The following is an 18,619-nucleotide window of genomic DNA, read 5'->3' as shown; positions in this document are numbered from 1 at the left end:
TATCACGGGTGTGTTGGCCGACTCGGGCTGTGCATCTCCTGAGGAAGGCGGTTCTTCCCCTCAGCGCTCCATTTCGTTCGGATGGCCGCCTGCTACGGTCCCATAAGTCTTCGGAGGACCTGATACGTGATGGATGTGCGCTGGATGTTGTGGACTCTGCCGCTGGTTGCCTTGGGTGGCACGCCTGAGACGTCTTCTGCCAAGCCTCAGCAGCCGCCTGTGAAGTTCTCCTATAAGGAGTCGGGCTGTGATCCGGTGAAGGATCGCGAGTGCCTCTGCGTGGGGAACCCTGGCACGGCGGCGACCGCGCTCGCAGAGATTGGAGTGGATCAGAGCCTGCTCCCGACGAGTGGGTCTCCATGCATCAAGGGAGACTTCGATAAGGACGGCGAGCCGGACTACGCGTTCCCGGGTAAGGGCTTCTCGTGCAACCAGTCCGTGCCCGTGCGGGTGATCTTCACTCGTGGCGGGCAGGTGCGAGAGGTCGGGGCGCTCCCGCGAGAGGTGAGCTGCCTGCAACTCTATCCCCCGCGCCGCAAGCCCGGCCCTTACGGTGTGCCCGCGACGAAGCGGCAAGGGCTGGTCGATTGGGGCGAGGGGAACGCCACGTGGGTCTATCTCTTCGATGGGAAGAAGTGGCACGCCACGTCCTACCCCTCAGAAGAGGGCTAGGCCCGCTCGTTCATCTTTTCGAGCTCTCCCTGGGCGATCTTCCGGTACAGCGGGACAACCTCCACCGCGAGCACGTCGCGCATCTGCTGACGTGCTCCATCGAGGTCCCCCTTTTCCTGGAGGCGGTACATCCGGTGCAACGCATTGCCCAGTCGGCGCGAGCCGTCACGAATGCGCGCTCGGATGTTCCGCAGCAGGTCGGTGGTGCTTTCCACCCTGGAGAAGGCAGCGACGACCTCGTGCTCGCGGATGTCCACCGTTGGGGCGGCGCGCCGGAGAAGGTCGAGAAGCTCGTCGGTGAGTTCCAGGGCGTGTCCCTGTTGAAACCGGTGCTCCAGTTCCCAGAGTTGATTCCAGAGCGAGTCGAGGTTCGCGTCCCGGGGCTCCATCGCTTTACCTTTTCTCGGACGGCGCACAGAGGGAGAACGGCCATTCCTGCTGCCCTTCGCAACGCCGGATGCAGTCGTGGCAGTTGCCCGTCCATCCCTTGTTCTGACAGTCAACGTAGTACCTGATGCACTCCTGCTTTTGCTTGCGCGCAGCCTGTGCCTCCTCCCAGCAGGACGTGTACACCCAGGATGAGCGCAAGGCTCAGGCGCCTCATGTGACCCACGATAGCTCGGCTATGCTTGTCCGCCATGAAGCGGCGCTCGCTGCACCGCGCGGTGTTCCTGGCCGCCGCGGGCTACAACGTACTGTGGGGCTTGTACTCCTCGGTGGATCCGCAGTGGCTGTTCCGCTTCGCGCGGATGCCGCCGCTCAACCACGCTCCCATCTTCGCCTGCCTGGGCATGGTCATCGGCGTGTACGGCATCGTCTACGCCGAGGTGGCTCGCCGCCCGGAGCACGGCTTCCTGCTGGCGGCGGTGGGGCTGCTCGGCAAGGTGCTCGGCCCACTGGGGCTGGGCGTCCTCATCCTCCAGGGCGAGTGGCCCCCAGCCACGCTCGTGCTCTGCCTCACCAACGACTTCATCTGGTGGGTGCCGTTCTCGCTCTACCTGTATGACGCCTGGCCGTACTACCGGCGCACCTTCGCGCCGGCGACTGCTGGAGGCGAGCCCGCCGTGAGCCCGCCTCCACCCGCCAACGGTTGACTCAGCCGCGCGAGGGGAAGATTCCCTCGAGCGCGATGATGAAGTTCAAGCAGAGGTAGGGCTGCATGTTGGGGTGCGGCTGGTTGCCGCCGGAGATGCCCACGCTCTGCGGCCCCATGACGGTGTTGACCTGCGTGCTGTAGATGTTCAGCGGCTGCTGCGTCGAGTCCACCGCCGCCGCGTTCACGGCCCCCTCCGGGGAGAAGGTATCGCCCTGGCCGTTGTGCGCGCCGAACGGGTGGGTGTGGGCCGGCATCTGGTTGCTGATCAGCGTGACGGTCTCCTGGCCGGCGGCCTCGCCCAGGGTGTGCGGCGACAGCCCAGGGCCCTGGCCCGGCTGAATCGGGACACGCCCACGCAGATCCGGCAGCGCGAAGGTGGTCTGCCCGTTGCCTCCATAGGTGGTGCCCAGGATCGAGAAGAGGGCGGTGTTCTGGGCGATGGACAGCAACTGTCCCTCGCAGAACGCCCAGCCGCGGGGGGCGAAGTTGCCTGCGAAAATCCGGATCTCACCAAGGAACGGCTCGGACATGGGGTGCGTCCTTTCACTTCAGGTGTGGGGTGCGGAACAAACCACGAAGCTCTCTGCCGGTGAAAGGACTGCACAAGTGGTGTGGCTGTTCTGGTCAGAGGAGTCCTTGTCAGGGCAGAATGAGAACGTCGCTTCAGAGACACCGTGCGCGGCCCCGCACCCACCCATTCATTCGGGGCCGTCCTTTGTCCGGAGCTGTCCCGCTCATCGCGTAAGGAGCACGGGGATGCAGAGTCCATCGAGTTGGCGACGTTTTTCAGGAGGCCGCTGGCTGCGTGCCTTGCCGGTCTCGGCGCTGCTGGCGCTGACCGCATGCACGAGCTCGGAGGGCCCCAAGGGCGACCCCGGCGAGACTGGGCCTCAAGGACCCGCGGGCCCCGCGGGACCGCAGGGGCCTGAAGGACCCGCGGGTCCAGCGGGCGGTCCCCAGGGTCCGCAAGGCGAGCCCGGGCCCGAGGGATTGAGGACGCTGGTGGCGACCACGGCCGAGCTGCCGGGAGCCAACTGCGCGATGGCGGGAGTGCGGCTCACGGTGGGCCTGGATGCGGACCGCGACGGCACGCTCGACGACGCGGAGGTCGACGCGACGCTGACCCGCTACGTCTGCAACGGCATGCAGGGGGCGCGGGGTGACACGGGTGCGACGGGCCCTCAGGGGGAGTCGGGAGCACAGGGGCCGCAAGGAGCGCCGGGGCCGCAAGGAGCGCCGGGGCCGGAGGGGCTGGCCACGCTGGTGGTGACCACGACCGAGGCGGCGGGCGGCAACTGCGCGACGGGCGGCGTGAAGCTGGAGGTGGGGCGTGACGCCAACCGGAACGGTACGCTCGATGCGGGCGAGGTGGACGCCTCGCTGACGCGCTACGTGTGCAACGGTCCCCAGGGCCCTCAGGGTCCGCAGGGACTGACGGGTGAGACGGGCCCGCAGGGCGCGGCGGGCCCTCAGGGCCTCACTGGCGAGCAGGGACCCGCAGGTCCGCAGGGCCCGGCGGGTCCGGCGGGTCCGCAGGGCGTCCCGGGTGCCACCGGAGCGCAGGGCCCGGCGGGTGCAGTGGGTCCGCAGGGTCCGGCAGGGCCGCAGGGCGCGGCGGGTCCGCAGGGAGCCCCGGGCGACACGGGGGCGCAGGGCCCGGCGGGTCCGCAGGGTCCGGCAGGTCCGGCGGGTCCGCAGGGCGTCGCGGGTGCCACCGGAGCGCAGGGTCCGCAGGGTCCCGAGGGGCCGTCGGGAGTGCCCACGTTGGCGCGGACCACCGCCGAGCCATCGGGCGCCAACTGCGCGACGGGCGGAGTGAAGCTGGAGATGGGAGCGGACAACAACCGGAACGGCACGCTCGACACAGGCGAGGTGAATGCCGCGCTGACGCGCTACGTGTGCAACGGCGCCCAGGGTCCGCAGGGTCCGGCGGGCGCCACAGGTCCGCAGGGCCCGGCGGGTCCGCAGGGCGCCACCGGTCCCCAAGGTGTGCAAGGTGTGCAAGGTGTGCAAGGTCCGCAGGGCCCCGCTGGGACACTCTCCGCCTATGGGGATGGTTCAGCGGGCGCGCTCTCCGTGCCACTGAGCAGCACGTTGGATCTCTCCAACACCACGGTGGTGAACTCGCTGCCGGGCAGGTCGAACACGCAGTTCACCAACATCACCATCGCCGGAACCCTCATCGTGCCCAGCGGGACGGTGCTGCGCGCCACGGGAGACGTCACCGTGACCGGCACCATCACCGTTCTCCCGGGGACCGAGGACACGGGCAACGGCCCCCCCGCTCCCGGCATCGCGCGAGGGGTTCCGGGGACCTTCCACGGGGGTACGGGAGTCTCGCTGCTCTCGGCGGCGCGGGTGTCGGTCTCCTCCCATCAGGGAGGAGGCGCGGGTGAAGGCGTGTTCACCGCCGGAACAGGTGGCGCAGGCGGAGGTTCCTTCGTCCTCGCGGTTCGCGGCAACGTGAGTATCCCCGTGGGTGGGAGCATCACTGCGCTGGGAGGCAACGCCACCACCACCGCCACCATGGGTGACGTCGGAGGGCCGGGGGGAGGAGGCGGCGGCATCATCTTCGTCGCGGCCAAGGGCAACCTCACCGTGGGTGGATCCATCCAAGCCACCGGTGGCAGGGGCGGCAACGCGGTCAACAGCAACGGTGGCACCCTGGGCGCGGGAGGTGGCGGTGGAGGGGGTGGTGGCATCGTCCACCTCGTCTCGGCCAATCCCATCTCCGTGACGGGAACCGTGCAGGCGAACGGCGGAGCTCCGGGAACGGATCTGCTGGTGGCCTCCCCGGGGAGCAATAACGCTGGAAGTGGCGGAGGCGCTTCCGGTGGCGATGGGGGCGATGGAGGCGGCTCCACGGCGTTCACCGGTGCCGCCAACCCGGCTCAAGCGGGTGCGGCGGGCCACATCCTCCAGGTGGTCATTCCTTCGCCGGAGAACCTGCTCTGAGCTAGCGCGGGAGCGGTCCTGACTTCAGCGGCCCGCGGGCATCCGTGCTCGCGGGCCGTTTCATTCTTGGGCCCGGATGTGTTGGGCGCTCAGTCCTCGCGGGGCGAGGGGCTCCACTCGAGCGCGAGGTATGGATCCAGCGCGCTCTCCGCTCCAGCCGCCACGGGCATGAAGCCGAGGCGCGCGTAGAGCCGCCGCGCCGGGTTGTCCTGGGCAACGCTCAGGCGCAGGGGCGTGCCGGCCCGAGCGGCCTGCTCCTGCAGTACGCGCAGCAGGGCGGTGCCCACGCCAGCGCCCCGGTGCGTGGGAAGCAGCGAGAGGTCCACCAGCCGCAGCTCGGCCGGCTCGTGCGCCACCCAGAGGCGGCCGGCGGGGTGCCCCTCCACGAGGACGAGCTGATGCTCGCCGTGCGGGTAGCGCGCCAGGTAGCCCTGCCGCTGCGCCAGCCACTGGATGCGCAGGAGGGCGCCGCGCTGCGCATCACCGAGGCCCAGGGATGCAATGTCCGGCCGGGTGCTGGCGTACAGCTCGAAGAGGAACGCGTCGTCCTCGGCGGTGACGGAGCGCAGGGAGAAGAGGTGGGCCACGGTCCGTCCACCTTAACGCCCGGGTGTGGCGCTGTCGGCACGCGTGTCTTCATCCACCTTCGGACAGCGCGGCGCCCGACGTCCGGAGGCGGACATCCGGGCTGAAGCAAGGCCTCTGCCAGGCGTCAGTACCGAGGGGAAGAAGCGTCGGACCCACATGAGACGCTTCGGGTGAAAGTGACCTGGAGAGACCATGAAGAAGCCACGACCTGGCAAGTCCACCCCGAACCTTCCGAGCCCCAGCAGTGAAGGGGAGTTGCGAGAGCTGGCGAGCCGGTTGGCGGACATGGACGACAACGCGCTGGACGCGCAGTTGTTGGTGACGTTTCGGGAGGCACGGGACAACGGCACGGTGCCGGCGGACGCGGGCTTTTTCCTGGTGGCGCACATCCTGCTGGCCATGGCGGACGAGGCGATCGCCGAGGACGCGCAGGTGCTGGAGCTGGGCCGCGAGCTGGAGAAGATGGAGCAGGACTACGGGCTGCTGGAGGATGCCGCCTGGGGTTCAGGCGAGGCGCCGGAGGAGTGGGAGGCGCTGTGCCGCCAGTACGACATCGCCTGCGACGAGGCGCGCGCGACCTTCTTCCGCGAGTACGGCGAGCAGGAGATGGCGGAGCTGTTCCTCCACGATCGGGCCTCCTTCATCCGTCGCTTCGAGAACGGGCGAGGTTTCTTCCACGGCCTGCCGATGGCGCCGGACTTCCTGAACTGAGCAGCGCCACCAACGCTTCAGGGACTCTGCACGAGAGGTCGCGCGCGCGGGCTGACCTTGCGCAGCTCTTGGAAGTGCTCTGACACGACGCGCATGGCGTTTCCCAGAGCATCCACGGGTCCGACGCCCACCATGCACAGGATCTCGGGTGCTCGGTGTTCGATGCGCAGCGGGCAGTACCAGTCCCCATTTGGATCTCCAGGGATGGGCGTTGGGCGACCGATCGTCACGCGCACGACGCGCTGGACTCCCTCGTCCGTCTCATACGACCAGAAGTCGTCGGCGATCGGATCATTGATGGAGGTCAGCTGAGGGAGCCAGTTTCCCATGGAGGTGCTCACTCCTCACGCTCTGGGCATTCGGTGGAAGCAGCGCAGAGGTGGAGCCTGTGGCACATATTTCGACAGGCCACCTTGGAGCCTTGTACGACCGACCAGCAGAGCCGCCGCTGCCAGTTCTCCACCAAACCCCGGCAATAGCTTTCGAGCGCTGCGCCACCCGCCTCGCATGCGTCGAGACAGGAATCCAGGTCGAAGGCATCGGGTTGTGAGGAAGGGGCGGGTTCAGGTGGAGGACAGCCTTCTGGATTCAGCGCGCAGAAGCTTCCGGGTCCACGATCGTAACCGGAGCGCAGCACATCCCGTGTACCCGCGTGCTGTGTCCCACACGACAGCAGGCAAGCGGTCGCGCCGCCGAGCACGAGGAGCTCCGCCAGCTGGAGGGTTCGGCCCTGAGGTCGCATCGCTGCTCCGGGCAAAGACAGCGCGAGAGCGTAGCAGTCCGGACGAGGTCTGCTGCTCGCACTCTCCTGCTCGAGGTTCACCACCCGACGCCCTGTTGAAAGTCGTTACCGTGCGCCCTTCCATGCTGGCCCGCGCACCACCCGGCCAGGGGTGGCGCCGGTGTGCTCTCCGTTCCGGAGCACCTGCACCCCGTTGACGAAGACATGGCGCACGCCCGTGGCGTACTGGTGCGGCTTGTCATAGGTGGCGAGGTCCTTCACCGTCGCCGCATCGAAGAGCACCACGTCGGCGAAGTGGCCCACCTTCAACTGGCCGCGCCGCTCCAGCCGCAGGTTCCCCGCCGGAAGTGAGGTCAGCCGTCGAATGGCCTCCTGGAGCGAGAGCACCTTCTCGTCCCTCGCGTAGTGGCCAATGACTCGCGCGAAGCTGCCGTAGGCCCGAGGGTGGATGCTCGACTTGAGGAACACGCCCTCGGCGGCCACAGACGCCATGTCCGAGCAGAAGCTCATCCACGGCAGTCCCAACTGCCGGCGTACGTTCTCCTCGGACATGAGGAAGTACACCGTGGAGATGCGGCTGCCATCCTCGATGACCAGATCGATCGCCGTCTCCGCGGGAGACTTGCCGCGCGACTTCGCCACCTCCGCCAGCGTCTTGCCCTTCAGTGGCTTGAGCGCCTCGCTCTTGAAGCCCGTGAGCAGGATGTTCTCGGGTGAGCCAGCCGCCAGGAAGAAGTTCTCCCAGGTGGTGGAGGGCGTCTCCATCTCCCGCACCACGCGCTGGCGGACGGCCGGATCCTTCAGCCGTTCCTCCCAGGCCTTCTGTCCGCCCTCCTGCACCCACGGAGGCATCGCCGCATCCAACCCCGTGGCGGCGGCCGTATACGGGTACATGTCCGTCGTCACCCGGAGCCCGTCCCGCCGCGCCTGCTCGATACGAGCGATGGCGGCATCCAGCTTCCCCCAGTTCGCCCGTCCCGCCGCCTTCAGGTGGTAGATCTCCACCGGCAGTCCCGCCTCGCGCCCGATGGTGAGGGCCTCATCGAGCGCCTCCAGCAGTCGGCCGCCTTCGCTGCGCAGGTGGGTGATGTACATGCCCCCATGCCCGGCGGCGACCTTCGACAGGGCGATCAGCTCATCGGTCTTCGCATAGGCTGCGGGCGCGTAGATGAGCGACGAGCCGACACCCAGCGCCCCTTCCTCCATCGCCTGACGCACCAGTGCCCGCATCCGCTCCAGCTCCTCGGGGGAGGGTGCGCGGTCGGCATAGCCGACCTCGTGGATCCGCACGGTGGTGGCGCCCACGAACGAGGCGACATTCGGAGAGATGCCGCGCCGCTCGAGGTGCTCGAGGTACTCGCCCAGCGTCGTCCACTTCACCTCGAACTTCAGGTCTCCCTGCTCGTCGATCATCTCCTTCTTCATCGCCGCGTTGAGGGGCCCCATGGACGAGCCCTCGCCGAAGACCTCCAGCGTGACACCCTGGCGGAGGTCACTCTGAGAGCGCCCGTCGACCAGCAGTGACTCCGTGGCCCAGCTCAGCATGTTGATGAAGCCGGGGGCCACCGCGAGGCCCCGCGCATCGACCTCCGTCCGCCCACGCGCCTCGCGCAGGTCTCCAATCGCAGCGAGGGAGTCTCCCCGGATGGCCACGTCGGAGACGAAGGGCTCGCCGCCGCTGCCGTCATAGACGGTGCCTCCCCGAAGGATGACATCGTACTCAGCGGCCTGCGAGCCGGACGCGGAGGGAGTCGTGGCGCAGGCGGAGAACAGCAGCCCGCTGGCGATGAGGAGGGTCGAGGCGATGGCGCGCATGGGACTCCCGGCTCGAGAGGGAGACTACCTAGCGGACCGAGGCCCGAGGAGCCAGGGTTACAGCTCACCCCAGAACAAGGCCACAAGCCCGGCGCGGTTGCTGGTGCCCAGCTTGCGCAGCAGGTTGGTGACGTGTACCTCCACCGTCCCCTCGCTCAGCCCGAGCGTGAGGGCGATCTCCTTGTTCGTCTTCCCGGACACCACCAGCTCCAGCACCTCCACCTGCCGGCGCGTGAGCTGACAGGCCTCGCGGGCCCGGCGCAGCCGGCGCGCCAGCTCGCTCTCCCCGTTCCCCTCGGCCGCATCCGTTTCGGAGCGGGTCATCTGCAGCGACACCGCGATCCACGGCACCAGCTCGCGCAGCAGCTCATCCACCCCGCGCCCGGAGTTGCCGTCCGGAAGCTCCACCTCCAGCCGCCCCACGGACTGGCCCGCCACCTCGAGCACGAAGTGGCGCGTGTCGCCCGCCCCTCGGTCTCCCGAGAGGCAGAGCAGCTGCATCCGCCCGTTGGGGCCCGTGGCCCAGAGCTCCATCCGAGGGCAGCTCAGCATCGAGCGCACCAGCCGCGCCAGCGCCTCGGCCAGCGCCGCCCGGTCCCGATACTGGGTCAGCTCACGGGCCACCGCCGACAGGTCCGCGCGCGTCGGCCGGGCCCCCGTTCGCGGCTCATCCGAGGCCAGCTCCAGATGAGCCCGGAAGATGCACAGCGGAGCGCCCTCGGCGCGACACTCGGGGTGCTCCAGCAGGCCCACCCGCGCACCGAAGAGCTCCATGACGCGGCCCATGTTGCCGAGCACCGTGATGCACGCGGCACGGTGGACGAGCGCCCAGTCCCGCAGCTCCGCGGTGACCTGCGTGCCCTCCTGGCGCGAGTTCCAATGTCCGGTGTCGTGCGCCCTTCGCCAGTACAGGTTCATGTTGCGGATGGCGAACGAGGGGCGCATCAGCCGCAGGAACCAGCGGAACACCGTGGACAGCTCCCGGTCCGCGTCCGCCCGCCCCATCGTCAACAGCAGCGCGTCGTCGGCGTGGAGCTGCTGGCACAAGGCGTTGAGCAGCCGCTCGTGCAGTCCCGTCTCGTACCAGGCGGCCGGATCCACCGCCTCGATGCGGGTGCGGTCCCCCTCCGACAAGGTGGCCAGCAGCGCCTGCCAGGCGGGCATTCCGAAGCGCTCGCAGACGAAGTCCCGCTTGTTGGCGATCTTGATGCCCAGGGTGAAGCCGACCTTGGCTTGAGCCAGTGCGGCTGGTGTGGCTTCTCGACGCAAGCGTTACCTGGGGAGAGAATCGGCGATGGTCGCAGGAGGTGCTTTTGGACCATCACGTCCCAAGACGCACTCCAAGTCAACCCAGGCTAAGTCATTCAGTGAAGGAGAAGCCCTGATGAATCGGGAGCTGAAGTGGGTGGTGTCCCTGGCGACGGTGCTGCTCGTGCAGGGCTGCAAGAAGGAGGAGCCGGTCCCGCCGCCGCCTCCACCTCCCCAGCCGACGGCCGCCGGGACGCAGCAGCCCAAGGTCGGAGCTCCCGCGGAGGGCCCCAGGGGCTCCAAGCCCGTGGACAAGAAGGCGCCCGAGGGCTGCAACAGCGACTTCTCCCAGCGCCTCGAGGTCCACCACACGCTCACCGAGCAGTGCAGCCCGTACACCCTCAAGCAGACGCTGAGCGTGGACGGGTGGGACCTCACCATCGAGCCTGGGGTGGAGATCCGCATCGAAGGGGATCAGCGCATCGAGGTGGGCTACAACCAGCAGTCCCGCCTCATTGCCCGTGGCACGGCCGAGAAGCCCATCCGGTTCGTGTCCAATGGCCGCAAGGAGCCAGGCGCGTGGCGGAAGATCTCCCTGTACGAGCACGCGGCTGGCTCCACGCTGGAGCATGTCCTCATCGAGCACGCGGGCCGTGAGAACGAAGGCGCCCTGGAGAACAACGCCAGCGACGTGCGTATCAAGAACGTCCGCTTCGTGGGCAACCGGGGCCGGGCCTATCAGGAGGACATCAAGGGCAGGACGACCGAGTTCTCGGACAACGACGTGTCCCAGTCGGGAGGCTCGCAGGTCATCGTCCGGATGGCGTTCGAGAGCGCGCCGGCCCTCCAGGGCGCCAACAAGTGGCCGGACAAGGCCGTGGTGCAGCTCGTGGGCCGCATCGAGAAGGATCTGCGGATCCCCAATCCTGGAGTGCCCTACCGGGTGACGGACACGGTGACCGCCGTGGCGAAGGATGCCAACGGCACCGTGAACGTGAAGATTGCTCCGGGCGTGGTGTTCGAGATGGCCGAGGAGACCAAGTGGGACATCGGCTACGCCCAGCACGGGCACCTGGAGGCGGTGGGCACCGCGGAGCAGCCCATCGTCTTCACCGGCTTCGGGGATGCGAAGGCGGGAAGCTGGCGCGGGTTGACGTTCTTCGACGGGGCGCGGGCGCCCGTGCTCGAGCACGTGCGAATCGAGCACGCGGGGCAGAAGGGAGGGGCCGCGGTGCGCTTCGAGAACGCCCGAGGGCTCGGAAAAGTCACGCACGTCACCATCCGCAAGTCCCAGGGCTACGCCCTCTCGGCCCGAGGGCCGAAGAGCGAGGGCTTCACGGCCTTCAGCGACAACACCTTCGAGGAGATCGCCCGGGCCACGCTGCGGCTGGATGCGCACCTGGTCTCCGGACTCGGCGCGGGCAACAAATACCCCCAGGATGGCGCCATCGAGTTCGACGGGAAGATCGAGAGCGACGCGGTGCTCACCGCGCAGGGCGTGCCCTACCGGGTGCTGGGCGACGTCACCATCGAGGGCGTCGAGACGACGCGGCCCACCACGCTCACCCTCGAGCCGGGCGTGGTGGTCCAGTTCGAACCCGAGGCCCGGTTCAGCTTCGGCTACGAGCGGCCGGGGGTGCTCTCGGCCGTGGGCACCGCCGAGAAGCCCATCACCTTCACCGCGGCGACCCAGGGGTGGAAGGGGCTCAACCTCTACTCGAAGGGCCAGCTCCAGCTGGAGCACGCCGTCGTGGAGAAGGTCACCGATGGACGCCCAGGCATCCACCTCAACCGCGGTGGGACGGGCGGCACGGTGAAGAACGTCGCCTTCAAGGCCGTGAAGCTGCCGATCCGCAACTGCGTGGCCGACAAGCTCACCCTGGACGAGGTCGAGGCGGATCCAGGCGTGAAGGTCGCCGTGAAGGACGGGTGCTGAGGCAGACCTCAGCGCAGGCGGCTCAAGTCCGAGGCGGTGTCGATGTCCTCGACGCCGCCCGGTAGGGCCACCTCCACCACGCGGGAGGGCTCGTGGGCAATCACCCCGCGCGCCCCCTGGTCCGCTCCGAGCGCCTCCAGTTCGGGGAAGACGGAGCGAGCAAACAGCGCGGGCACCCCGCGCGTGTCGCCGTAGCCCGAGGCCACGATGGGGGCGCCCGTGCGCGCGAAGGTCTCCGCCAACGCCTGGAGGTGCGCGGCATCCACGCGGAGCTGATCGCACAGCATCACCAGCGCCGCGTCCACCGGCTCGCCGAGCGCCCGCACGCCCACGTGGAGCGAGCTGCCCATTCCGGCCTCCCACGCCGGGTTGTGGACGGTGCGCACGGGGAGCCCCGCCAGCTCGGAGGCCACCTCCTCGGCGCGGGCGCCGAGCACCACCACCACCGGAGAGAGCCCCGCCGCCACGGCCGCCTCGGCCACGCGGCGCACCAGCGTCCTGCCCTCATGCACGAGCAGCTGCTTGGGGCGCCCCAGCCGCGAGGAGCCCCCCGCGGCGAGCACCACCCCGGCCACCCTCACGCAAGCCTCCGCATCTCCGGAGAGGCGGGAGCGTGGATGGGTGCCTGCCGCTCGCGCAGCTTGCCGCCCTCGCGCTCGGCCAGCACCGCGCGCAGCTCAGCCACGATGGAGAGGGCCACTTCCTCCGGCCCCTCGGCGCCCACGTCCAACCCGATGGGCGCATGCAGCTTGTCGAGGTGCGCGGCCATCGGCGCGGGGGACAGCTCCGCCAACAGGCGGTCCGTGCGTGAGCGCGGCCCCAGCACGCCCAGGTAGCGCACCGGCTGGGGCAGCAGCCGGGCGAGCAGCTCACGGTCCTGCGGCAGGCTGTGCGTCATCACCACCGCCAGGGTGCGCGGCGACAGAGTCACCTTCTCCAGCACCTCGACGGCCTTGGAGGCCACCACGGCGTGGGCCTTGGGGAAGCGCCGCCGCAACGTCTCGGCGGGCTTGTCGGCCACCACGGTGACGTGCCAGCCGAGGCTCACCGCCTGCGTCACCACCGGCGCCACGTCGAAGCCGCCGCCGAACACCACCACCGGCGTGGGCGGATCCACCACCTCCACCAGCACGTCCGCGCCGCCGCACGGGCCGCTCCAGGTGCGTCCCACCGCCAGCGCCTCGCCGGCCGCCGTGCGCACCGCGTCCCTCAGCGGCCCCGAGAGGTTGCTGGCCTCCACGCCGTCGTCCCGCAGCAGCAACCGCGCGCCCAGGGCGCTCGAGGGCCCCTGGTACACCGTGGCCACCACCGCGCGCCGCGACTGTCGCCGCGCCTCGTCGACGAAGGCGAGCGGATCCATCGGCCCGGGCTCCCAGCGCTCCAGCAGCACGTCCACCACGCCGTTGCACCCGAGCGCGAAGGACAGGCCGCCCTCGTCCTCGGCGTTGTCTCCCGTGGAGTCGTAGCGCAGCACGCGCGGGCCCTGGGCCGTCCAGAAGAACGCCTTGCGGACGATGTCACCCTCCAGGCACCCGCCGCTCACGCCTCCCGAGAGCCAGCCGTCCTCGCCCATCAGCATGCGCGCTCCGGGCCGGCGGTAGGCCGAGCCCGACACGGCCACCACGGTGGCCAGCACCAGCGGGCCCGAAGCGCGCGCGCGCGCCCGGAGGATGTCCTCGAGCTCCTTCACGTCTCGTCTCCTGTGGCGGTGGGGAGGGGCACTCTAGCCTCTCTCTCTATAGGTAGTCGCGGCAGACATCCTTGCCCATCGTCTTCACACACGCGCGCGCTGGCGCGCTGGGGCCACGCACCGTGGCCAGGCAGCCAGACATCTTGAGCGTGGTGCCTCCCACCGTGGTGATTTCCCACGAGCAGGTGTGCAGGCCGAACAGCTCGCCCTTCGCGTCGAACGCCTGGACCGGCAGCGTCCACCAGTTCACGTTCGGGCCCTCGGTGTCGGGCTGCGCCGCCCCGAGCTCGAGCCGCCAGGCATCCTGTTCGACCGCGACCGTCTCCATGGGCAGCCGGGAGCGGACGTTCTCGAAGGAGATCTCCGGCTCGGAGCCGGGGGCCACCACCTCGAGCAGCGCGATGTGGGTCCGCGCCACCTGGGAAGAGGACTCGATCTGGAGCAGGCCCTTGCGGTCGGTGAGCGCGAGCCCCTCGCCTCCCAGCGGCGTGGGGCCCAGGGCCGTCGTCACGGTGAGGCGCACCTCGGTCAGCACCCGGCCTCCCACCATGTAGCGTCCCGGCGTCAGTCCCAGCAGCCGCAGCCGCGTGGGGTTGTGGCACGTCAGGGTGAAGATGTCCTCGTAGCGCACCTCCGCGCCCTTCTTCACCCGCAGGTGAATGTCGTGGGGGAAGCCCGCCTCGGCGTTGCACATCGTGCGCAGGATGAAGCCCCCGGCGTCATGGCGCTCGCGGAAGTCCTGGGCCTCCTCCGAGTCCGAGTTCGTCACCGAGCTCACCTCGAAGTCGAACCCCGTTGGCGCGTCGATCTCCAGGGTGGTGTCATTGAAGTCCCACGAGGCGGTGCGCGTCGCGGAGGAGCGGTTGGCGCCGATCGGGAAGTAGCGCCGGTCCGGAATCTCCACGCGCGTCCACAGGCCCGCGGCCACCATGTAACCCGGAGGGTGGATGTAGAGCGCCTGCAACTGACCGCCCGTGCCCTGGGGTTCCTCCCCGCACGCGACGAGCCCCACCGCCAGGATGAGCGCGCAGGCTCCCCGCCAAAACAGATGACTTCTCACGGTATTGTCCCTTCAGGATCCGCCTTGCCCGAGACCCTGACCGAGAGGATCCCACGGCGGGCAGGTGGCCTCCCAGGTATGGTCCCCCCCCGCGAAGCGGAATTGGTATCCGGGGGACAGTGAAATGTCCGGGTGTTGATTGGAGGCCCAATTTTTTGGGTTGCAATCAATCGCCCAAGCGAGCAGACTGGAAGGCTAGCTCTCCATTCCGACAGGGGGACTCGTGTACCTTTAGGCTCGTCTTGAGCCGAAGGTCCCTCTGGATGTCCTCCCCGACTGCTTCTCGTTCTGTCTCCGTGCGTGCGCTGAGCGCGCCGCTGGATCGTCCCTCCGTGGCCGATGCTTCGCCACGGCCCCTGTCTCCGAGCACCTTCACCGCGCGCCTGGCGTACGAGGTGTTGATGGCGTTGGATCTCGATCGGGATGGGTGCATCACCGCGCGAGACGCGGAGCGGGCGCGGGCCAGCAACCTGCGCTTCGCGGTGGACATCCAACTGGGCCCGGGGGTGCGACTGGAGCTGGCGGGGCCCGAGCGGTTGGCGCACGCGGCGGACGTGCTCGCCGAGGAGATTCTGGAGGGGCGCGGGGATGTGCCCGGCCTGCCGGTGGCGCGGATGCTGGAGCGGCGCACGGTGGCGCTGCGGCGGCTGGTGGATCAGAGCTGGGGTGGGCTGGTGCGCCGCTCGGACCGCATCGACTCGCTGAAGGAAGCGCTGCGGGTGATGCCGGTGCAGAGTCCGGACGGGCGCCAGCGCGTGTACGTGCCCGCGGGGGACAAGAAGGCGCTGAAGAAGCTGCGGGCCCAGGCGGTGCGCACCGGCATCGAAGTGGTGGCGCTGCGTCCGCCGCGCGAGGCAGCCGACTGGCAGCGGCTCAACCAGGAGCCGGGCATGGCGTACCTGCCGCGCCCCTACATCGTCCCGGGCGGGCGCTTCGTGCAGATGTTCGGCTGGGACAGCTACTTCAACGGGCGGGGGGCGATGGCGTCGGGGCGAGTGGAGCTGGCCCGCGACATGCTGGAGAACCAGCTCTACGCCATCGAGCACTACGGGAAGATTCCGAACTCGAACCTGGGCTACCACCTGTCGCGTACCCAGCCGCCGCTCATGCCCCGGCTGGCGCTGGAGGTACACGCGGCGAGCCCGAATCGCGGGCTGCTGCAGCGGGTGGCGAAGGCAGCCATCAAGGAGCTGGAGACGGTGTTCCGCACGGGGCCGCGCGCCACGCCGAGCGGGCTGTCTCGCTACAAGGACGACGCCGAGGGGCCGGACGCGGAGGACCTGTCGGGCTACTACCTGTGGCGGCCGGACAACACCGAGTTCCACGTGCATGACCGGGCCATCCGCGAGAGCGGCTGGGACATGTGCCACCGCTTCGGCACGGCCACGCACCAGCACGAGCCGGTGTGCCTCAACTCGCTGCTCTACCAGTACGAGATGGACCTGGCGCGCATCCTCCGGTTGGTGGAGGGGGAGAACTCGCTGCGGGCGGCCAAGTACGAGAAGGCGGCGAGGGCCCGTGCGCGGACGATGCGCGCTCGCTTCTGGGACGAGGAGCGGGGGATGTTCTTCGACCACGACTTCGTGGCGGGGCGTCGCTCGGGCTACGAGTCGCTGGCGACCTTCTATCCGCTGTGGACGGGGTGGGCGACGCGCAAGGAGGCGGCCGCGGTGGCCGCCGCGCTGCCGCGCTTCCTGCAGGCTGGAGGGCTGACGGCCACCACCCGCGAGTCGCGCGAGGCGGCCGGGGGAGAGGACCTGCAGTGGGAGTGGCCGTTTGGCTGGGCGCCTCACCAGATCATCGCGGTGGAGGGGCTGCGCCGCTACGGCTTCCACGCCGAGGCGGACCAGGTGGCCTACCGCTGGCTGGCGATGATCATGGACACGGCGGGCCGCCACAACGGGATGATCAAGGAGAAGTACGACGTGGTGCGGCGCTCGGTGGACGTGCCGGTGGAGTACGGCAACCAGGGCGCGGACCGAGGGCCGTACCTGGCGCCGCGCGCCGAGCGGACGCTGGGCTTCGCGTGGACGAACGCGTCGGTGATGGTGCTGATGGACGGGCTGTCCCCGGAACTGCGCGAGGCGCTCGACGTGGGCCTGCCCGCCGAGCCGCTGCCGGGCCCCAGCGACGTGCCGTCCGGAGGCAACGAGCCCCTGCGGGCCATCGGCTAATCGGTTTGGGCGGCTTGGGACTCGCCGATCTTCTTCCGTAGCCAGCCCAGATACCGGGGCGTGCTCGTGTATGCCGACAGCACGATGGGAGGAGCGAAGGTGGACTTGGCGATCCCGACGAGTTCGAAGCCCGCGCCTCTCTTCCGGAAGCAGGGCCCGCCGCTATCTCCGGCGGTGGCGTAGGAGCCTTTCTTGCGGATGACGTCGGGCTTCTCGCCCTCATAGGTGTCCTGGATGTTGAGCTGCCTGCCGACCTGGAACGTGGACCCATCGCTCTTGATGGCCAGGACGTCGTTCTCGCCGTAGCGACGCTCCTTGCCGATGGCACCTCCCACGAGGGTCTCGGAGCCATAGCCGACCAGGACCACCTGCTCGTTCCTCCGCGCGGGCTCCTTGGCGAGGCGCACGGGTTCGACCACGCCCTCAAGCGACTGTTTCAGGAAGATGACCGCGAGATCCGCGTGGCTGGCTACCGTGTCTTTGATCCTTCTACCGGAGTCGGTCTCGACCTCTTTGTAGATGATCTGGATGTCCTCGTTGGGGTGGACCACTCCGGGGTAGGGCTCGCTCTCATCCGAGGGCACGCTCAGGACCTCCTCGGCTTCTACCTCCATGGGTCGGTAGGTAAGCAGTCGAACGGTCGCGACCTTCGCGCAGCTCGATCTGGAGTCGATGAGGGTGATGCCCTGGGGCTCCGGCGGTACCGGTTCGCGCTCGGCACAGACACAGTGCCCGGCGGTCAGGACCACGCGATGGTGGATGAGGACGCCGCTACACGTCTTGACCAGCGCCCCGGTGTCTGGATGCAGGAAGGTGGTGGTGACTTTGACGGTGGAGCGGTAGCGATTCAGGCTGTCGATCTTGCTCTCGGAGACAACGGGCAGCTCGTGGCCGAGTGGGAGGTGCTCGAACTCAGGGCCGAGTGCGGGAGCGCTCGACGAGCAGCCGTGACACACGAGCAGCATCAGGAGGAGGCGCGTCAGCTGGGCTCTGGAGTGAGGCATGGGTTGACTCCGGTCAGTCTTTCACGGTGTCCGAGCGCTGGAGTTCGTCACGCAGCCAGCCGCGGTAGCCATGGATGCTCGTGAAGGTTGAGCCTTCTCCCAGGTATCGACTCGACACCCCGACGAGCTCCGATTCCCGGGCGTCTTCGCGGAGACAGGGGCCGCCACTTTCTCCCCGATAGCGGTGCTGCCCGGGCTGTTCGATCCGGACGATTTCGCCCGTGGATGCCAGAGCCTTGTTCCGGCTGATGCGGCGGTCTGCTCCATGGACGTTGGAGACTTCGTCGTAGCCGTAGCCCACGATGGAGATGGGCTCGCCTACCCGGACGTCTGTCTCCGCGAGAGAGACGGCTCGAACCCCTTCTCCGAGTTCTTCGTTCAGAAGAACGAGCGCGAGATCCGCCTGGCTCGAGACCACGCGCCCGTCCTTATCGAGGAGAACCTGGAGCTGGGGATGGGGACGGACCCTTCCCTGGTAGACGTCCCTGCGCGAGGCGCCGGGCTCCTTGCCGAGCGTGGTGGGCTTGTAGAGGACTGTTTCCACGGTGGCGGTCGTCGCGCATGCCGACGTATCGATGGTGCCGGAGAGTTGGGACCTGCGTCGAGCACAGACACAGTGCCCTGCCGTGAGGACGAGACGACGGCCGATGGCGACCCCGCCGCATCTCATGGTCTCCGCCCCCTCCAACCTCACCGCGATCATGACAGCGGCTGAGTAGCGATTGGAGGAGTCCACCTCTCCACCCAATGCGAGCAAGCGGTTGTCGAAGGAGAGGGGCTCCCACCTCTCGGGAGTACGACTCCCGGCATCTGCCGGTGTGCGGGGGACGGGAACTTCGGCAGTGCGTTCCTTGCATCCTCCGCAGAGCAGCAGTGCGACCGCCGCCAGCAGATGCGGTGCAAGGAATGTCCAGCGGGAGGGCATGGT

The 18,619-nt window shown here is 68.9% G+C and carries 17 protein-coding genes; 6 read left to right on the top strand and 11 right to left on the bottom strand.

Annotation, left to right across the window (positions count from 1 at the left end):
• The first annotated feature begins 219 nt into the window (after window positions 1-219).
• Complete coding sequence (locus tag SYV04_RS07820) at window positions 220-672, top strand: hypothetical protein (protein ID WP_321545007.1); 453 nt, start codon at window positions 220-222, stop codon at window positions 670-672.
• Here the strand turns inward: SYV04_RS07820 and SYV04_RS07815 are convergent.
• Entirely contained in the window at window positions 669-1,061 is a 393-nt protein-coding gene (locus SYV04_RS07815) for a DUF2379 family protein (RefSeq protein WP_321545006.1), read from the bottom strand. The genes SYV04_RS07820 and SYV04_RS07815 overlap by 4 nt on opposite strands.
• Window positions 1,062-1,310: 249 nt before the next feature.
• Between SYV04_RS07815 and SYV04_RS07810 the strand changes: the two genes are divergently transcribed.
• Window positions 1,311-1,766, top strand: coding sequence for a hypothetical protein (locus SYV04_RS07810; protein WP_321545233.1), 456 nt, complete (start codon window positions 1,311-1,313; stop codon window positions 1,764-1,766).
• A 1-nt stretch (window position 1,767) separates the two neighbouring features.
• Here SYV04_RS07810 and SYV04_RS07805 read toward each other — a convergent pair whose 3' ends face one another.
• Window positions 1,768-2,298 (bottom strand): phage tail protein, encoded by a 531-nt coding sequence (locus SYV04_RS07805; protein ID WP_321545005.1) that lies wholly within the window; start codon window positions 2,296-2,298, stop codon window positions 1,768-1,770.
• A gap of 472 nt (window positions 2,299-2,770) precedes the next feature.
• On the opposite strand from SYV04_RS07805, the gene SYV04_RS07800 reads away from it, so the two are divergent.
• Window positions 2,771-4,723: a DUF7151 family protein gene (locus SYV04_RS07800; protein ID WP_321545004.1), complete on the top strand. Its 1,953-nt coding sequence runs from the start codon at window positions 2,771-2,773 to the stop codon at window positions 4,721-4,723.
• Window positions 4,724-4,812: 89 nt separating this feature from the next.
• Here the strand turns inward: SYV04_RS07800 and SYV04_RS07795 are convergent, their stop codons facing one another.
• On the bottom strand, window positions 4,813-5,310 hold the full coding sequence (locus SYV04_RS07795) for a GNAT family N-acetyltransferase (RefSeq protein WP_321545003.1): 498 nt from the start codon (window positions 5,308-5,310) through the stop codon (window positions 4,813-4,815).
• A gap of 193 nt (window positions 5,311-5,503) precedes the next feature.
• Here SYV04_RS07795 and SYV04_RS07790 point away from each other — a divergent pair, with 193 nt between their 5' ends.
• Window positions 5,504-6,022, top strand: coding sequence for a hypothetical protein (locus tag SYV04_RS07790; protein ID WP_321545002.1), 519 nt, complete (start codon window positions 5,504-5,506; stop codon window positions 6,020-6,022).
• Window positions 6,023-6,039: 17 nt separating this feature from the next.
• Here SYV04_RS07790 and SYV04_RS07785 read toward each other — a convergent pair whose 3' ends face one another.
• From SYV04_RS07785 to SYV04_RS07775, 3 genes are all read right to left on the bottom strand, one after another.
• Window positions 6,040-6,351 (bottom strand): hypothetical protein, encoded by a 312-nt coding sequence (locus SYV04_RS07785; RefSeq protein WP_321545001.1) that lies wholly within the window; start codon window positions 6,349-6,351, stop codon window positions 6,040-6,042.
• Window positions 6,352-6,869: 518 nt separating this feature from the next.
• Window positions 6,870-8,579: an N-acyl-D-amino-acid deacylase family protein gene (locus tag SYV04_RS07780; RefSeq protein ID WP_321545000.1), complete on the bottom strand. Its 1,710-nt coding sequence runs from the start codon at window positions 8,577-8,579 to the stop codon at window positions 6,870-6,872.
• A 57-nt stretch (window positions 8,580-8,636) separates the two neighbouring features.
• Entirely contained in the window at window positions 8,637-9,848 is a 1,212-nt protein-coding gene (locus tag SYV04_RS07775; RefSeq protein ID WP_321544999.1) for a helix-turn-helix domain-containing protein, read from the bottom strand.
• Between the two features lie 115 nt (window positions 9,849-9,963).
• On the opposite strand from SYV04_RS07775, the gene SYV04_RS07770 reads away from it, so the two are divergent.
• Window positions 9,964-11,763 carry a hypothetical protein gene (locus SYV04_RS07770; RefSeq protein ID WP_321544998.1) on the top strand — a complete coding sequence of 600 codons (1,800 nt, stop codon included), beginning with the start codon at window positions 9,964-9,966 and terminating at the stop codon, window positions 11,761-11,763.
• 8 nt (window positions 11,764-11,771) lie between these two features.
• On the opposite strand, the gene SYV04_RS07765 is transcribed toward SYV04_RS07770, so the two are convergent.
• The 3 genes from SYV04_RS07765 to SYV04_RS07755 are packed head-to-tail and all read right to left on the bottom strand — an operon-like array spanning window position 11,772 to window position 14,513.
• Entirely contained in the window at window positions 11,772-12,344 is a 573-nt protein-coding gene (locus SYV04_RS07765; RefSeq protein ID WP_321544997.1) for a nucleotidyltransferase family protein, read from the bottom strand.
• A complete protein-coding gene (locus SYV04_RS07760) occupies window positions 12,341-13,453 on the bottom strand; it encodes an XdhC family protein (protein WP_321544996.1) in 1,113 nt (370 codons plus the stop codon). The genes SYV04_RS07765 and SYV04_RS07760 overlap by 4 nt, the downstream gene beginning before the upstream one ends.
• 46 nt (window positions 13,454-13,499) lie before the next feature.
• Window positions 13,500-14,513: a hypothetical protein gene (locus SYV04_RS07755; protein WP_321544995.1), complete on the bottom strand. Its 1,014-nt coding sequence runs from the start codon at window positions 14,511-14,513 to the stop codon at window positions 13,500-13,502.
• 263 nt (window positions 14,514-14,776) lie between these two features.
• Between SYV04_RS07755 and SYV04_RS07750 the strand changes: the two genes are divergently transcribed.
• On the top strand, window positions 14,777-16,687 hold the full coding sequence (locus SYV04_RS07750; protein ID WP_321544994.1) for a trehalase family glycosidase: 1,911 nt from the start codon (window positions 14,777-14,779) through the stop codon (window positions 16,685-16,687).
• On the opposite strand, the gene SYV04_RS07745 is transcribed toward SYV04_RS07750, so the two are convergent.
• Window positions 16,684-17,691, bottom strand: a complete 1,008-nt coding sequence (locus SYV04_RS07745; protein WP_321544993.1) for a trypsin-like serine protease — start codon at window positions 17,689-17,691, stop codon at window positions 16,684-16,686. The two genes, SYV04_RS07750 and SYV04_RS07745, sit on opposite strands and share 4 nt — an antisense overlap.
• Before the next feature lie 13 nt (window positions 17,692-17,704).
• Window positions 17,705-18,616 carry a trypsin-like serine protease gene (locus SYV04_RS07740; RefSeq protein WP_321544992.1) on the bottom strand — a complete coding sequence of 304 codons (912 nt, stop codon included), beginning with the start codon at window positions 18,614-18,616 and terminating at the stop codon, window positions 17,705-17,707.
• Window positions 18,617-18,619: the final 3 nt, after the last annotated feature.

Source organism: Hyalangium ruber (genome assembly GCF_034259325.1).
GTDB classification, from domain to species: Bacteria; Myxococcota; Myxococcia; order Myxococcales; family Myxococcaceae; genus Hyalangium_A; species Hyalangium_A rubrum.
This window is presented reverse-complemented; position numbering and strand designations above follow the sequence as displayed.

Excerpts from the sequence above, each read along its gene's own strand:
- SYV04_RS07815 (WP_321545006.1), bottom strand. The coding sequence starts at position 1,061 with ATGGAGCCCCGGGACGCGAACCTCGACTCGCTCTGGAATCAACTCTGG.
- SYV04_RS07810 (WP_321545233.1), top strand. The coding sequence starts at position 1,311 with ATGAAGCGGCGCTCGCTGCACCGCGCGGTGTTCCTGGCCGCCGCGGGC.
- SYV04_RS07805 (WP_321545005.1), bottom strand. The coding sequence starts at position 2,298 with ATGTCCGAGCCGTTCCTTGGTGAGATCCGGATTTTCGCAGGCAACTTC.
- SYV04_RS07790 (WP_321545002.1), top strand. The coding sequence starts at position 5,504 with ATGAAGAAGCCACGACCTGGCAAGTCCACCCCGAACCTTCCGAGCCCC.
- SYV04_RS07785 (WP_321545001.1), bottom strand. The coding sequence starts at position 6,351 with ATGGGAAACTGGCTCCCTCAGCTGACCTCCATCAATGATCCGATCGCC.
- SYV04_RS07780 (WP_321545000.1), bottom strand. The coding sequence starts at position 8,579 with ATGCGCGCCATCGCCTCGACCCTCCTCATCGCCAGCGGGCTGCTGTTC.
- SYV04_RS07770 (WP_321544998.1), top strand. The coding sequence starts at position 9,964 with ATGAATCGGGAGCTGAAGTGGGTGGTGTCCCTGGCGACGGTGCTGCTC.
- SYV04_RS07750 (WP_321544994.1), top strand. The coding sequence starts at position 14,777 with ATGTCCTCCCCGACTGCTTCTCGTTCTGTCTCCGTGCGTGCGCTGAGC.
- SYV04_RS07745 (WP_321544993.1), bottom strand. The coding sequence starts at position 17,691 with ATGCCTCACTCCAGAGCCCAGCTGACGCGCCTCCTCCTGATGCTGCTC.
- SYV04_RS07740 (WP_321544992.1), bottom strand. The coding sequence starts at position 18,616 with ATGCCCTCCCGCTGGACATTCCTTGCACCGCATCTGCTGGCGGCGGTC.